The sequence below is a fragment of the Paenibacillus sp. PsM32 genome (assembly GCF_030433815.1).
GTDB lineage: Bacteria > Bacillota > Bacilli > Paenibacillales > Paenibacillaceae > Saccharibacillus > Saccharibacillus kyungheensis.
The window spans coordinates 1-14467 of the sequence record NZ_JARUWY010000013.1 but is presented as its reverse complement, the minus strand read 5'-3'; the positions used below and the strand labels follow the sequence as shown (position 1 = coordinate 14467).

Sequence of the window (14467 nt, the reverse complement as noted above, 5' to 3'; positions counted from 1 at the left end):
CCATGGATTCACTGCAACGATTAATTACTCAATGTATCGAAGCTGGCGAGCTAATTACAGCAACTCTAAGCCAACTTCGTAAAAAAGATAATGATGCTTTTACCAAAGTCATCATCAAACCTGTCGAATTGAAAAAGCAACTTCATTACCAATTCGCATATCATTACAGCAACAAAGTGACTCATGATAATCTGTTACCAGCAGAAGCCATAACGACATTATTTGCATTATTACAAGAAACGATGCGTCAGGGGCTTATCTGTACCAAAGAAGCGGATTATCAAGTGCTGATTAGCAAAAAGTATAAAGTATCTATTTTGACCAAAACACCAACCAAAACATCGACCGATCTTAATCATAATCGCAAAAAGCAATATATTCTTGAAGATGGCGAACCTGTTCCTTTTCTGATTGAACTAGGTATTATGAATGCAGACGGCAAAGTATTGGCTCGTAAATATGATAAGTTCCGCCAGATCAATCGCTTTTTGGAAATGGTACAAGATGTACTTCCTTCTTTACCGGTTAACAAAGAGTTAACGATTGTTGATTTTGGATGTGGTAAATCATATCTTACATTTGCGCTCTATCATTATCTGAATATCCAACAACATCGTCCGCTAAATATTGTCGGTCTTGATCTCAAAGCAGATGTGATCCAACATTGTAGCCAATTAGCAGAAAAACTTCATTATGATCAATTGAAGTTTTTAGTCGGTGATATTGCAGATTACAATGAGCTAGAACAAGTCGATATGGTAGTGACATTGCATGCTTGCGATACAGCAACAGATGCCGCGTTAGAAAAAGCAGTACGCTGGAACGCATCTGTTATTTTATCGGTTCCTTGCTGTCAGCATGAATTATTCAGCCAGATTCAGAACGATACTATGAGTCCACTATTATCGCATGGTATTTTAAAAGAGCGTTTTTCTGCACTAGCTACCGATGCGATACGTGCCAAATTGCTTGATCTGTTAGGATACAAAACGCAATTGCTTGAATTTATAGATATGGAGCATACGCCCAAAAATATTTTAATTCGTGCTGTCAAAGCAGATACAGAGCAATCGGCGGAAATGTGGCAGGAATATACAGCATTTCGGGATATGATTCAAGCCAAGCCATATCTTGAAAATGCATGCAAAGATCTGCTACAGCATTATCAAAAATCATTAGTATAATCTATATTTTATGGTATAATCCAAGCTGGATTCGTTGTTTAACAGCGAGTTCAGCTTTTTTCATGGGCAGAGGGGATTCAGTCACTCTGGTACATAGTGGAATGCCTTCTATGGGCTGTGCTAAAATAACAGAACATCGTGATAGCTGGCTTACTTGTACTGACATGGGAATACATAAATATGGGATACAAAGATACAGAACAATACACATCAAACAATGGGTTAAGGAGGATTGGTGGAAATTATATCTGATATTATTGCCCAATTATTGCATTGGGTTCAACAACTTGGGTATTTTGGAATTATGCTTGGATTGATGATTGAAGTCATTCCAAGTGAGATTGTACTGGCTTATGGAGGATATCTCGTCTCCACAGGAGCGATCAATTATTTTGGAGCTGTCTTTTTCGGAACAGTAGGGGGCGTTGTTGCTCAGCTATTTATTTACTGGATAGGACGGTATGGCGGTAGACCTGTTTTGGAAAAGTACGGCAAATACATTTTGATCAAAAAAAGCCATATCGATCATGCCGAAGCATGGTTTGATAAATATGGTTCAGGTGTTATTTTTACAGCACGCTTTATTCCTGTTGTTCGTCATGCGATCTCGATTCCGGCAGGCATTTCTAGAATGTCACATATGCGCTTTATTTTATTGACTACCCTTGCAGTTATTCCATGGTCTGCGCTATTTGTTTATCTAGGAATGGTACTTGGAAGTCAATGGGAACATATTGATGATATCGCTAGCAAATATACAGTACCATTGATTGTTGCAGCTATTGTGCTATTGGCAGCTTACTTTTTGGTTAAATGGAAGATGAAGAACAAAAAGAAGGGTGGCTAATCTTATGAACAAACCAAACTTAGCAGATAAATGGGAAAAAGGAATTTCTCCTCAGGAATTTATGGAGGGGATGACTCAAAATAAAGACGAATTTCATCATGGATACGAATTGTTTAACTGGACGGATTTAGATGATCATGAGTTTTTCAAATTGCTTGCTCATCGTGATGATTTGCGCTCATTAATTCTAGCAGCAGATTGGTGCGGAGATGTCGTTCGTAACGTTCCTGTCGTATTCCGTGCATTTGAAGAAGCAGAGATTCCAACCAAAATTTTAATTTTGGAAGATCATTTTGATACGATGGATGACTATTTAACAATGGGTGGTCGCTCTGTACCTGTCGTGATTATTACAGATACAGGTGGACATGTGCTTGCTCAGTGGGGACCTCGTCCAGAACACGTACAAGAATTAATGATCGCTTTCAAACAGGAAAATCCAGATCGTGAAGCACCAGACTATCAAGAAAAAATGGCTGTTGTCCGTAAAGGTATGGCTGAACGGTATGGTGAAGGTTCTGCTTCTCACGCTATGATTATTCGTGAATTGCGTGAAATTTTATCGGGGGTGTAATACATTTTGTTCAAAATAGAAAGTTTTTCGTTAGGCCCTTTACAGACCAATGCGTATTTACTCATTGCTGAAAATAGTTCCGATGCGATAGTGATTGATCCAGGTATGAATCCAGGCGCGTTAGTTCGCCGCATCCAATCACTGAACCTCAACGTAGAAGCGATTTTGCTAACTCATGCTCACTTTGATCATATGGGTGGACTAGAAGAAGTGCGTACATTATGCAACTGCCCTGTATACCTGCATGATCTAGAAGCAGAGTGGTTAACCAATGCCAAATTAAACGGTTCTGCTAATTGGTCTCAAGTGACACCGCCGATTACAGCCGAACCTGCTGAATATGCTTTAGATGAAGGACAACAATTGAAGTTAATCGGTCATACCTTCACCGTATACCATACGCCAGGTCATTCACCAGGGAGTGTAAGCTTCCTTTGTGGTAAAGAACTATTTGCAGGTGATGTCTTATTCCGTATGGGTGTAGGTCGTACTGATCTTACAGGTGGTAGTGAACGCCAATTGATTGATTCTATTCGTACCAAGCTATATCGTTTGGCAGATGATGTGACGGTATATCCAGGTCATGGACCCAAAACGTCAATCGGTGCAGAGAAATCCAGTAATCCTTACGTTCCTGCTTAATTTGAAGGCATAATCTATTACAATCTTCGAAAAGAGTTCCAACACGCAAATCGAGATCATTTCTCTGGTTTGCGTGTTTTTTATTGAATAAGATTAATAATTGACCAGTAAATGACATGAATCGACTTTGGATATAGAAATAAACGTTATGCAAGTGTAATTAGCCTGATTTTTCGTAATAAAATTGGACATCGTTATTTTTTTTTAGTATGATACAGAAATAAAGTAGATAAAGCTAGGGGGAGTTACACGATGCTGCATTTAGGAGAAAAAATCGTAGTTGTCGCTGATACCTTTGAGCAAAGTCTGCCTGTAGGAGATTACGGATATGTTATTGCATATGACCGTAACCCTGATAATGCCTTCGATTATGTCATTCGTATTCCTAAGGTCAATCGTAATTTTTTTGTTCCTTCCGGTGATATTGAGCCAGAAGAACGGTTGCTCCGGCAGGAAGCTGAACGAGTCGGACGCGAGGCGCTAATCGATTATGCTCTAGCGACACATAATGAGAAATTATTTTATCATATTATGAATGGCGAAGAACTTCCGTTTGTGGAAGAACCTTTGACGGATACTGTAGCGCAAGCAGATTTTGTAAAACAAATTAATTTGCGTGCATGGATTTAAAGAGTCGGCTTGCCGGCTCTTTTTTATTATCTACAAATAACTAACGATTTATTATAGAACTTCAATTGAATTGTCACCTTATCTACCCTATAATTAAAAAAGTTATTTTCAGCGAGGGAGGAACCACAATTGAGTATTAATATCAATGATGTAGAGCATGTAGCCAAGCTAGCACGTTTGGATTTGAGCGAGCAGGAGAAAGAAATGTTTACTGCGCAGTTGAGTGCTATTTTGAAATATGCAGAAAAATTAAAAGAATTAGATACAGAAGAGGTAGAGCCGACTACTCATGTATTGCATTTAAGTAATGTAATGCGTGAAGATGAAGTTCACGAAAGTCTTCCGATTGAAAAAGTGTTGCGTAATGCACCAGACGATGAAGACGGACAATTCAAAGTACCTGCTGTACTGGAATAGACTATAGATCAACCACTGTGATCAACAGAATTGAAGGAGGAACCTGCATTGACTTTATTTGATTTGAGTCTGAATGAAATACATAATCGGCTTCATGCCAAAGACTTGGCAGTCACCGACCTTGTAGCTCAAGCATTCAAGACAATCGGTGAACAAGACGACAAAATACAAGCATACCTTACACTTAACGAAGAAGGCGCAACAGAGTCTGCCAAAGCACTAGATGAAAAGCTAGTGAGCGGAGAAGCGCGCGGATTACTGTTTGGACTTCCAGTAGGGGTTAAAGATAATATTGTGACAGAAGGGCTACGCACAACATGTGGTAGTCAATTTCTCAAAAATTATGATCCTATTTATAACGCAACCGTAGCGGACAAGCTTCGTCAAGCAGACGCTGTTACGATCGGCAAGCTAAATATGGATGAATTTGCTATGGGCGGTTCTAATGAGAACTCTAGCTTTGCACCTGTGCGCAATCCGTGGAACTTGGATTATGTTCCTGGAGGTTCAAGTGGTGGTTCAGCAGCAGCTGTAGCAGCAGGAGAAGCTTACTTTACGCTAGGATCAGATACAGGTGGATCAATTCGTCAGCCTGCTTCTTATTGTGGAGTTGTAGGATTGAAGCCGACTTACGGTCTTGTGTCTCGTTTTGGTCTAGTTGCCTTTGCATCTTCGTTAGACCAGATAGGCCCTTTGACCAAAAATGTAGAAGATTCGGCTTACGTTTTACAAGCAATCGCAGGATATGATGCTAAAGATTCAACATCTGCAAAAGTGGATATTCCTGATTATGTAAGTGCATTGTCCGGTGAAATCAAAGGTCTCAAAATTGCAGTTCCTTCTGAATACATCGGTGAAGGTGTCGATGCAGAAGTGAAGCAATCGATTATGGATGCTTTGGCTGTGTTAGAAGGATTGGGTGCAGAGTGGGAAGAAGTATCTTTACCACATACTGAATATGCAGTAGCCACATATTATCTGCTTGCTTCTTCTGAAGCTTCTTCCAACCTAGCACGCTTTGATGGCGTACGTTATGGTGTACGTGCAGAGAATCCTGGCAATCTATTAGAGTTGTATCATCAATCGCGTAGTGAAGGATTCGGAGATGAAGTGAAACGTCGTATTATGCTTGGAACATATGCGTTAAGTTCTGGTTATTATGATGCTTATTATTTGAAAGCACAAAAAGTACGTACATTGATCAAACGTGATTTTGATAATGTATTTGAAAAATATGATGTTATTATTGGACCTACTGCGCCGACAACAGCCTTTAAGTTAGGTTCGCAATTAGATGATCCATTGACAATGTATCTTAATGATATTTTGACGATTCCTGTAAGTCTTGCAGGTGTTCCAGCAATCAGTGTTCCTTGTGGATTTGCTTCTGGATTACCTGTAGGGATGCAAATTATCGGCAAAGCCTTCGACGAACAGACGGTTTTGCGCGTGGCACACGCTTTTGAACAAAATACCAATCATCAACAACGGCCGCAGCTCTAAAACCGTATGAAGAAGGAGGAACCTATCAGTATGTCCAAATACGAAACAGTAATCGGACTGGAAGTTCACGTTGAACTACATACCAAGTCCAAAATCTTTTGTGGCTGTTCTACAGCATTCGGTGCACCTGCCAATACACATACTTGCCCTGTTTGTCTCGGTCATCCAGGTGTATTGCCTGTACTAAATCGTCAAGCTGTTGACTATGCAATGAAAGCAGCAATGGCGATTAACTGTAAAATAGGCGATGTTAGTAAGTTTGATCGCAAAAACTATTTCTATCCTGATTCTCCCAAAGCGTATCAGATTTCTCAATTTGACCAACCGATCGGCGAACATGGTTGGGTTGATATTGAAGTGAATGGTACAACCAAGCGTATCGGGATTACACGTCTGCATTTAGAAGAAGATGCAGGTAAATTAACACATACATCCGGTGGATATGACTCTTTGGTTGATTTTAACCGTGTCGGTACACCTCTTATTGAAATTGTATCGGAACCTGATATTTCTTCACCAGAAGAAGCGCGTGCTTATTTGGAAAAGATTCGTGCGATTATGCAGTATTGCGATGTATCTGATGTGAAAATGGAAGAAGGATCACTTCGTTGTGATGCGAATATCAGTCTACGTCCAGCAGGTCAAAAAGAATTTGGTACTCGTGCTGAACTTAAAAATATGAACTCTTTCCGTGGTGTACAAAAAGGATTAGAGTATGAAGAATATCGTCAAGCTGAGATTTTGGATGATGGCGACAAAGTGATTCAAGAAACACGTCGCTGGGATGAAGCTCAAGGCAAAACATTATCGATGCGTGGCAAAGAAGAATCGCATGATTATCGTTACTTCCCTGATCCAGATCTAGTGACATTGCATATCGATCAAGCATGGAAAGATCGTATTCAAGCTTCTATTCCTGAATTACCTGATGCACGTAAAGCTCGTTATACTTCAGAATACGGATTGCCTGAATATGATGCAGGTGTTATCACCTCTTCCAAACCTTTAGCTGATCTATTTGAAGATAGCCTAACGTATACCAGTGATGCCAAATCGGTAGCAAATTGGATGCAAGGGGAATTGCTAGGTTATTTGAACGCAAATAGTCTTGAATTAGCCTCTGTTCCTTTAACAGGACAAGCACTAGGTGAATTGATTGGACTGATCGAAAAAGGAACCATCAGTAATAAAATTGCCAAAACCGTATTTAAAGAAATGCTACAGTCTGGCAAATTACCGCAACAAATTGTAGAAGAGCAAGGATTAACTCAGATTAGTGATGAAGGTGCAATCAAAGGTATTGTTGAAGCAGTTATCGCTGCGAATCCGCAGTCTGTTGAAGATTACCAAGCAGGCAAAGACAAAGCGATTGGCTTTTTAGTTGGACAAGTCATGAAGCAAAGTAAAGGCAAAGCGAATCCAGGTATGGTTAACAAACTATTGGCTGAATTATTGCCTCGCTAATCTGGCATCATCCCGGAATGATAAAGGAATATAGGGGCATGCCATATGGCATGTCTCTTTTATTGTTCTTTTTTTGCTTTTGAATACATTATATCTGGCGATCAAGGAGTGATCTTGTGATTCAAAAGTGTGTATTAGAAGATGACAATACCGTTCAACAAATATGGGCGTTACAACATATTGCTTATCGATTAGAAGCTGAATTGATCGGGTTCAAAGAACTTCCACCATTAATGGATACGGTGGAAAGTATTCGTCGTTCTGGTGAAACATTTTATGCGTATGTGAATGAGTACGAAGAAATTCAAGGTGTTATTTCTATAGAGCAAGAAGAACATGATACATTAACAATCGCTCGAATGATGGTGCATCCGACTGCTTTTCGGCAAGGGATTGCAAGTCAATTGATTGAGCATGTGTTTGCACAATATCCTAATGTTCCTTTATATATTGTATCGACAGGGAAGTTAAATCAACCTGCTGTCGCTTTATATGAAAAATATGGATTTCGCCCGGTAGAGACATTTGAAGTAGCACCAGGAGTGAAATTAACAACATTTCATCGGTTAAATCCTTCTCTTTCTCAAGTAAGGGAGGACTCAGTTGACTAATGTCTGATCCCTGGTATATTACCAATGTTCATATTTTACTTCGTTTAGTTGCATCTATGCTGATGGGCGGATTGATCGGTTGGGAACGAGAGCGTTCTAGCCATGCAGCAGGACTTCGAACACATATTTTAGTATGTGTAGGTTCTACTTTGATTATGATGCTCTCAGTCTATGGATTTGCTGAATTTGTCAAAGAACCGAATGTACGACTTGATCCAGCTCGATTAGCTACAGCGGTTATTTCAGGTATCGGATTTTTGGGTGCAGGTACGATTTTATTTACAGGTAAAGCGATCACTGGTCTGACTACAGCCGCTTCACTTTGGGTAGTAGCTGCGATTGGTTTAGCGATTGGAGCTGGTTTTTATTTTGCAGCTTTTGTCTGTACATTGATCGTTCTTTTGAATTTGTGGGTACTTAATATCGTAGAACAACGTTATATTCGTCGTAGCAAAGATCATCAGATTACGATTGAAGGCATAGCAGGGACATTAACATTAGATAAAATCTCTCGCTTTATGGATAGCGAACATATCCAGATCAGAAAAGTCACTTATGTTAAAGAACGAGGCGGGATCAGTATGACATCTGATTTGTTAGTTACTGAACTTCGTTTGAGCGTAGTGATCAAGCACGAATACGATTCATTAGAATTGATAGGCAGTATTCAGAAGATTGAGGGAGTCACCGCAGTTGCTATTGAGTAAAAGCAAAGAAGAAGGAGGCATGATCAACAGTGAAGAAATCCCCTGCCAAGCTACCTCTCAAACGTAAATTTATCGCTGTTCTTATTGCTGCTATTCTTCCTGGATTTGGTCATATGTATCTAGGATTGGCGCAAAGGGGAATACAGTTTATTGCTGTTTTACTGCTTGATATTGCTGCCCTTTTTTATTTCACATCGAAAGGCATTCAGATCAACGTACCTCTTTTAATATTGTTAGCATTAATGATTCCTGTCATTTATTTTTATAATGTATATGATGTTTTGCAATCAACAGATTGGATTAACGATCATATAAAAGCATTGATTCCCAAGTACAAGCGCCGCAAGTCATTTGCAGGTGTACGTGGCATTTCATTCGGTTTAGTATTGATGGCTGAAGGATTATTAATCTGTATGTTTTTAGTACGACCGTATTGGCTACGCAATATCGTAAGCTTTTGGGGCGGTTATATTATCGCCGTCGTTTGTATAGTTATTGGAGTAGGACTGCTTGCTTTTCAAATGGTACGTATCTATCGTACGATTCAGAAACACAAGTCTTCTGCTACATCTCAAGCGGTAGGAGGTGCTAGCAATGACCGGTAGAATTAGAGTAGGACGAATTACAGCTTCCCTGTTATGGATAGCATTGGGTATATTAATCTGGATAGATCAATGGAGCGGTGGTAGCCAATTAATGATCCTTCTACAATGGTGGCCGCTTATTTTCGTATGCTGGGGTTTGGAATATATTATCTTTTATATGCTGTCCCGGCGTAACCGTATGAGATTCCGTTTAGATATCAAAGGAATACTGACAGCTGTGATTGCGACTGCGGCTATTTTTTTCGTGACCGAGCAGAATCAGTATTTATATTTATGGAGCAAAGTAAGCTTAGATTTAACCGCCGCTTCTTCTGAATTTAGCGAAGCATCTGGCAATCGAATAGAATTAACGCCGGTTGAGATTCCGATAGATAAAGATACTGATGAATTAACAGTAGAAGGCATCAACGGAGATTTAATCGTTCATCGCGGGGATGTCGAAAAAATCGAAGTTCGCCCTGTTGTCTGGATCGATGAGATCAAAGCAGAGGAAGCACAGAAAATTGCAGATGCTACAAGTATCGAAGTTTCAGAAGGCGATGAGATTTCAATTCGTCCACAGACCCAGACGTATGGAGAATCGAACAATCGGCAACCACGAATCAATATGGAGATTACATTACCTGAAAAAAGTCGGCTAGATATCAATGTGCAGACAACCAACGGTAAAGTCACGATGACCAATATTGAAGCATTACGCAATATTGCTGTACGTTCAGGAAATGGTAGTCTAATTATGCGTAACCTTGTAGGGGATATCAAAGCTCAGACGGTTAATGGAAATATGGACATTTCGTCTATTTTAGGTAATGTCGAAGCAGATACGAAGCAAGGCACATATAAAGCTAGCGATATTAGCGGCGCTGCCAAATTGTATACCCAAGTAGGTGATGTTTCATTAATCGGTGGACTTGGTGATATTGATGTCAACACAAGAAATGGTAATGTTATGGTGGATGAAGCCAATTTTGCAGTCAAAGCTGAATCGTTAAATGGAAATATAGAGATTCGTTCTGTCAGTATTGGCGGAGATTGGTCGGTATATAGCGCTGTTGGTGTCATTCATCTGTATTTACCACCTACAGGCGATTACAAAGTTTCAGGATCTAATAGTTATGGAACGATCAATACAGATTTACCGTTAAAAGTTGAAAAAAGAACAATCACAGGTGAATTTGGTACAGCAGATCATTCGATTCAGGTAGATGGTAATGGTGATTTGAATATTATGCGTAACAGTGATGCAATGATCAAAGATAATGACGATCAGACGATAGATCCATCCAATGCTGAAGAGACTGATCCATCCACCAATTCGAAATCTTCTAGCAATATACCAAAAAGCAATACAACCAACACAGATGAAGCGGTCACAGAGTCCACCTCAGCCAACTAAAAGAGGTCGCGTTGACAATCCTCTTCATCTAACCGTACAATTAAAGCTGACGAATGTCTGCCTTGTCTGGTCACTTTCTTCTTTTATTAGTTCTTACCGGACATACAGTTTTTTTCGGAAAGTTCAATAAGGCGGTGAATAAGATGACGACAAGTGTTCAACACGCATTAGAACAACTCAAAGTCAGTGGCGTACGGATTACACCTCAACGTCATGCGATTTTAAGTTATTTATTAGAATCAATGGAACATCCAACAGCAGATGAAATTTATCGTTCGTTAGAACCTCAGTTTCCAAGTATGAGTGTAGCTACGGTATATAATAATTTGAAAATGTTTATTGAAGCAGGTATGGTGCACGAATTAACGTACGGTGATAATTCCAGTCGGTTCGATGCGAATATCACAGATCATTATCATGTCATTTGTCAGCAATGTGGCAAAATCGAAGATTTTAGTTATCCTTCTTTAGAAGCAGTAGAACAACAAGCAGCCAGGCATACAGGATTTCAGATTTCTGGGCATCGGATGGAGCTCTATGGAACTTGCGCACATTGCAGAGGCTTGAATCAACAGTAATTTCCAAAGCGCGAGAAACCGTATGGTTTTTCGCGCTTTTTTTATTAGATGTGCAACTAGCAGGGTAAAAGTAGAAAAGAACAGCATGAGCCTGAATCACGTAGCACAAGGAGGATACTTTGAATAGAAAAGAACGAGCACGTCTACGCAAATCAAACAAACGTCGTTGGTGGATACTAGGGTTTGCTGCTTTTTTAGTTGTAGGTTGGATGATATTTGAGATTTTCCCTAACCCTTTACATAAAGACCCAGATTGGAAAGGCCTAACCAAGCCTATTTTTATCAAAGGAGAGATCCTTCCTTATTCCGCAATAGGTACAGGAGATTCTTTACAGTTACCTTTGCCTGTTTTGCAAGAACAGATAGATCCTAAGATTCGCTATGAAGAAGCAACGCAATCAGTCATTTTAACAACAGATCGCAATCTAGTGCAATTACAAAGTGGAAGTAAAGATGCACAACTGAATATGAAATTGGTACAATTGCGATTTGCTCCTCAACAAGAAGGAGACATTTTGTATGTACCGCTAGCTCCACTCAAAGAAACGTATGGCATTAATGTATATGAAGATCCGACTACCGGTGCTGTGATTTTGTTAAAAGCAGGCGAAAAAGTTCAATACGCTCACACAGTCACAGGAGGTTCAGACCAGACAGTAGCATTGCGAGCAGAAGCAGATATTCATTCTCGTATTTACAAAGACGTTCCTGATAACGCACGTTTACGTATTTGGGAGACTGGAGAAGGTTGGTATACCGTTCAGTTAGATAATGGGTATGTTGGTTATATACAGAGCGATAACGTTGTTCTAGACGATTTAGAAACGGTATCAGTGCCACAGATGCCCGATAGTCGAGTCAATAGAGACTGGGCTGGTAAAAAAGTGAATTTAACATGGGAAGCAGTATATGAACGTCAACCTGATACTACAAAGATTGGCGAGTTACCAGGAGTTAATGTCGTTAGTCCGACATGGTTTGAGATTGTTGATAATACAGGAAATGTACGCAGTAAAGCCGATATGCATTATGTAAATTGGGCACACAACCGCAACAAAGAAGTATGGGGATTGATCACTAACAATTTTGATGCTGATATGACAACAAAAGCACTATCAACGTATGAGAATAGAAGTCGTGTTATATCACAACTATTAGAATATGCTAATCTGTACCAACTAGACGGGATCAATATTGATTTTGAAAGTGTGCATACCAAAGACGGTCCTAACGTAACTCAATTTGTACGTGAACTACGACCACTTGCTCTTCAAAAAGACCTGGTACTTTCTATGGATGTAACACCAAAGTCCAATAGTGAGCTATGGTCGAAATTTTTAGATCGTGAAGCATTAGCTCCTTCGTTAGATTATATGATGCTTATGGCGTACGATGAACACTGGGCAGCAAGCCCCAAATCCGGTTCAGTAGCTTCATTACCGTGGGTAGAAAAAGCAGTAAATCGTGTTCTGGAAGAAGACGAAGTGCCAGCTAACAAATTGATTCTGGGTGTTCCTTTATATGCGCGTGTATGGACAGAAAAGACTGAAGATGGTCAAACAAAAGTCTCATCCAAAGCATTAGGCATGAACGGCATTGCAGAATTAATCAAAGAAAAGAAATTATCACCGAAGTTAGACTCTAGCACAGGACAGAATTATGTAGAGTATCAACAAGATGGAGCGCTCAAGCGAATTTGGATCGAAGATGAAGTGTCACTCCAAGCCAGAGTAGAACTTGCTCAAAAGCTTAATCTAGGTGGAGTCGCTTCATGGACACGTAGCTTAGGTGATGATCGCGCATGGAGTACATTATCCAAGATAGAGCAATAAATCATGGTGAATCAATAAGACTTCATCATCAATAAAGTAATCTTCTTTTATAAGGCTAGAGCATCTATAGAGTATCCATCTATAGGCGTTCTAGCCTTTTTTATAGAAATACTTACATTTCAAGCAGGAAAGGGATTCCAAATTGTAGAAATAAGTTCTATAGCGATAAAAACAATGAGTCAACTTTCAACCAAATGAAGGAGGACAACGTGGAATTAACTAATCTTTCTTTTCTACATGCACATTCCAATAACCATAAGATTATCGGGGCGGTTGCATCGAAAGGCCAAAACCAGCAATTCAATGGTTCACTTTTACATGATTTTGAAGTTCTTATTATTGTAGTATGCAGTTATCATGAGCAGGTAGAAGTTATCGAACATCGTATTGATGGATCAAATACACATGTACAAGTCATCTATGTCGATCAAGACATTCTAGAACAATGTATGATCACTGGAGATAACCGTATTATGATCGAACATTTCCTCAAAGGGGAATTGCTCTGGGATACCAATGAACAAGTAGATCATTTAAGAAAACAATTTATACACTTTTCCAGCCCTTTGCGTGAGCGTCGTATATTTTTAGAATTTACACAATTTCTAACACAATACGTAGAAGCCAAGCACCATATGAAACAGAATCAAGTCATGGATGCTTATAATAGTATTTTTCAAGCATTACAACACTGGGCAAGAATTGATCTATCTGAAAAAGGAATCTATCCTGAATCAGCAGTATGGGAACAAGTAAGGACATGCAAGCTAGACGTTTACAAATTATATGAACAACTAGCATTCAGTACAGAGACGATGGAGCAGCGAGTAGAGTTAGTATTACTAGCATGCGAATTTTCAGTCATGTCCAAAATGAGAGAATGTTCATCTATACTATTCCAAGTGCTTCGCAGCCGTAAGCAACCATGGAGTGTCAAAGAACTATTACAGCATCCTGACTTATCTCATGTAGGCAATATGCTACCTATGGTTATTCGCAAACTTGTATTTCGGTCATTGATCAATGAAGTCGTATCATGGAGACCAGAACAAGCAGGTGGAGAAAGAGAAATTCGCTATTGGCTTAACCGATAACAACTGAAGAAATCAACGTTCACCAACGAAGCGGAATACGGCAATATCCAATCTATAATAATTTGCTAAATAAGTAGTTGACTTGTATCAATAATCTGTGATAAATTATAAAACGTTCCGCTTCAACGGATACAGCGATTAACACTATATATTCTTCTATAAGTAAATGAAAGATTACGAAGGAAGAAAAAAACTTCTTGAAAAAAAGTGTTGACGAAATGAAATGAGCATGATATATTATAAGAGTTGCTGATGCGATAACGCGTCGGTGCACAAAAGCAAAACAAACGAAATGTTTGATCTTTGAAAACTGAACAACGAGTGAGTGAATGAAGGTCTTAGCCGACCTTTACAAAATAGAGAACTTCGGTTCTCGCCAGTTT

15 protein-coding genes are annotated in these 14467 nt (G+C 39.4%); all 15 read left to right on the top strand.

Annotated elements, in window-relative coordinates; translation table 11 throughout:
• Positions 1-2 precede the first annotated feature (2 nt).
• The 15 genes from QCD85_RS19895 to QCD85_RS19825 all read left to right on the top strand — a co-directional run bounded on the left by QCD85_RS19895 (position 3) and on the right by QCD85_RS19825 (position 14084).
• Positions 3-1184, top strand: coding sequence for a class I SAM-dependent methyltransferase (locus tag QCD85_RS19895; protein ID WP_301263673.1), 1182 nt, complete (start codon positions 3-5; stop codon positions 1182-1184).
• Between the two features lie 235 nt (positions 1185-1419).
• On the top strand, positions 1420-2031 hold the full coding sequence (locus QCD85_RS19890; RefSeq protein WP_273613562.1) for a DedA family protein: 612 nt from the start codon (positions 1420-1422) through the stop codon (positions 2029-2031).
• A gap of 4 nt (positions 2032-2035) precedes the next feature.
• Positions 2036-2605: a thioredoxin family protein gene (locus QCD85_RS19885; RefSeq protein WP_273613561.1), complete on the top strand. Its 570-nt coding sequence runs from the start codon at positions 2036-2038 to the stop codon at positions 2603-2605.
• 6 nt (positions 2606-2611) lie between these two features.
• Positions 2612-3247, top strand: a complete 636-nt coding sequence (locus tag QCD85_RS19880) for an MBL fold metallo-hydrolase (protein ID WP_373461988.1) — start codon at positions 2612-2614, stop codon at positions 3245-3247.
• Between the two features lie 252 nt (positions 3248-3499).
• Entirely contained in the window at positions 3500-3877 is a 378-nt protein-coding gene (locus tag QCD85_RS19875) for an ATPase (protein ID WP_273613560.1), read from the top strand.
• Positions 3878-4006: 129 nt separating this feature from the next.
• On the top strand, positions 4007-4294 hold the full coding sequence (gene gatC / locus QCD85_RS19870) for an Asp-tRNA(Asn)/Glu-tRNA(Gln) amidotransferase subunit GatC (protein ID WP_273613559.1): 288 nt from the start codon (positions 4007-4009) through the stop codon (positions 4292-4294).
• 48 nt (positions 4295-4342) lie between these two features.
• The gene (gene gatA / locus QCD85_RS19865; RefSeq protein WP_137226276.1) at positions 4343-5797 is read left to right on the top strand and encodes an Asp-tRNA(Asn)/Glu-tRNA(Gln) amidotransferase subunit GatA; all 1455 of its coding nucleotides are present in this window, start codon (positions 4343-4345) and stop codon (positions 5795-5797) included.
• A gap of 30 nt (positions 5798-5827) precedes the next feature.
• Positions 5828-7261 (top strand): Asp-tRNA(Asn)/Glu-tRNA(Gln) amidotransferase subunit GatB, encoded by a 1434-nt coding sequence (gene gatB, locus QCD85_RS19860; protein ID WP_273613557.1) that lies wholly within the window; start codon positions 5828-5830, stop codon positions 7259-7261.
• Between the two features lie 116 nt (positions 7262-7377).
• The gene (locus QCD85_RS19855; protein ID WP_301263672.1) at positions 7378-7872 is read left to right on the top strand and encodes a GNAT family N-acetyltransferase; all 495 of its coding nucleotides are present in this window, start codon (positions 7378-7380) and stop codon (positions 7870-7872) included.
• Positions 7872-8579, top strand: a complete 708-nt coding sequence (locus QCD85_RS19850) for an MgtC/SapB family protein (protein WP_273613555.1) — start codon at positions 7872-7874, stop codon at positions 8577-8579. The genes QCD85_RS19855 and QCD85_RS19850 overlap by 1 nt, the downstream gene beginning before the upstream one ends.
• Before the next feature lie 29 nt (positions 8580-8608).
• Positions 8609-9184, top strand: coding sequence for a hypothetical protein (locus QCD85_RS19845; protein ID WP_273613554.1), 576 nt, complete (start codon positions 8609-8611; stop codon positions 9182-9184).
• A complete protein-coding gene (locus tag QCD85_RS19840) occupies positions 9174-10580 on the top strand; it encodes a DUF4097 family beta strand repeat-containing protein (RefSeq protein ID WP_301263671.1) in 1407 nt (468 codons plus the stop codon). Before QCD85_RS19845 ends, QCD85_RS19840 begins: the two co-directional genes overlap by 11 nt.
• 143 nt (positions 10581-10723) lie before the next feature.
• Positions 10724-11158 carry a peroxide-responsive transcriptional repressor PerR gene (gene perR, locus QCD85_RS19835; RefSeq protein ID WP_204827141.1) on the top strand — a complete coding sequence of 145 codons (435 nt, stop codon included), beginning with the start codon at positions 10724-10726 and terminating at the stop codon, positions 11156-11158.
• Positions 11159-11367: 209 nt separating this feature from the next.
• Entirely contained in the window at positions 11368-12990 is a 1623-nt protein-coding gene (locus QCD85_RS19830; RefSeq protein ID WP_441005635.1) for a glycosyl hydrolase family 18 protein, read from the top strand.
• 209 nt (positions 12991-13199) lie between these two features.
• A complete protein-coding gene (locus QCD85_RS19825; RefSeq protein WP_273613551.1) occupies positions 13200-14084 on the top strand; it encodes a nucleotidyltransferase-like protein in 885 nt (294 codons plus the stop codon).
• Positions 14085-14467 lie beyond the last annotated feature (383 nt).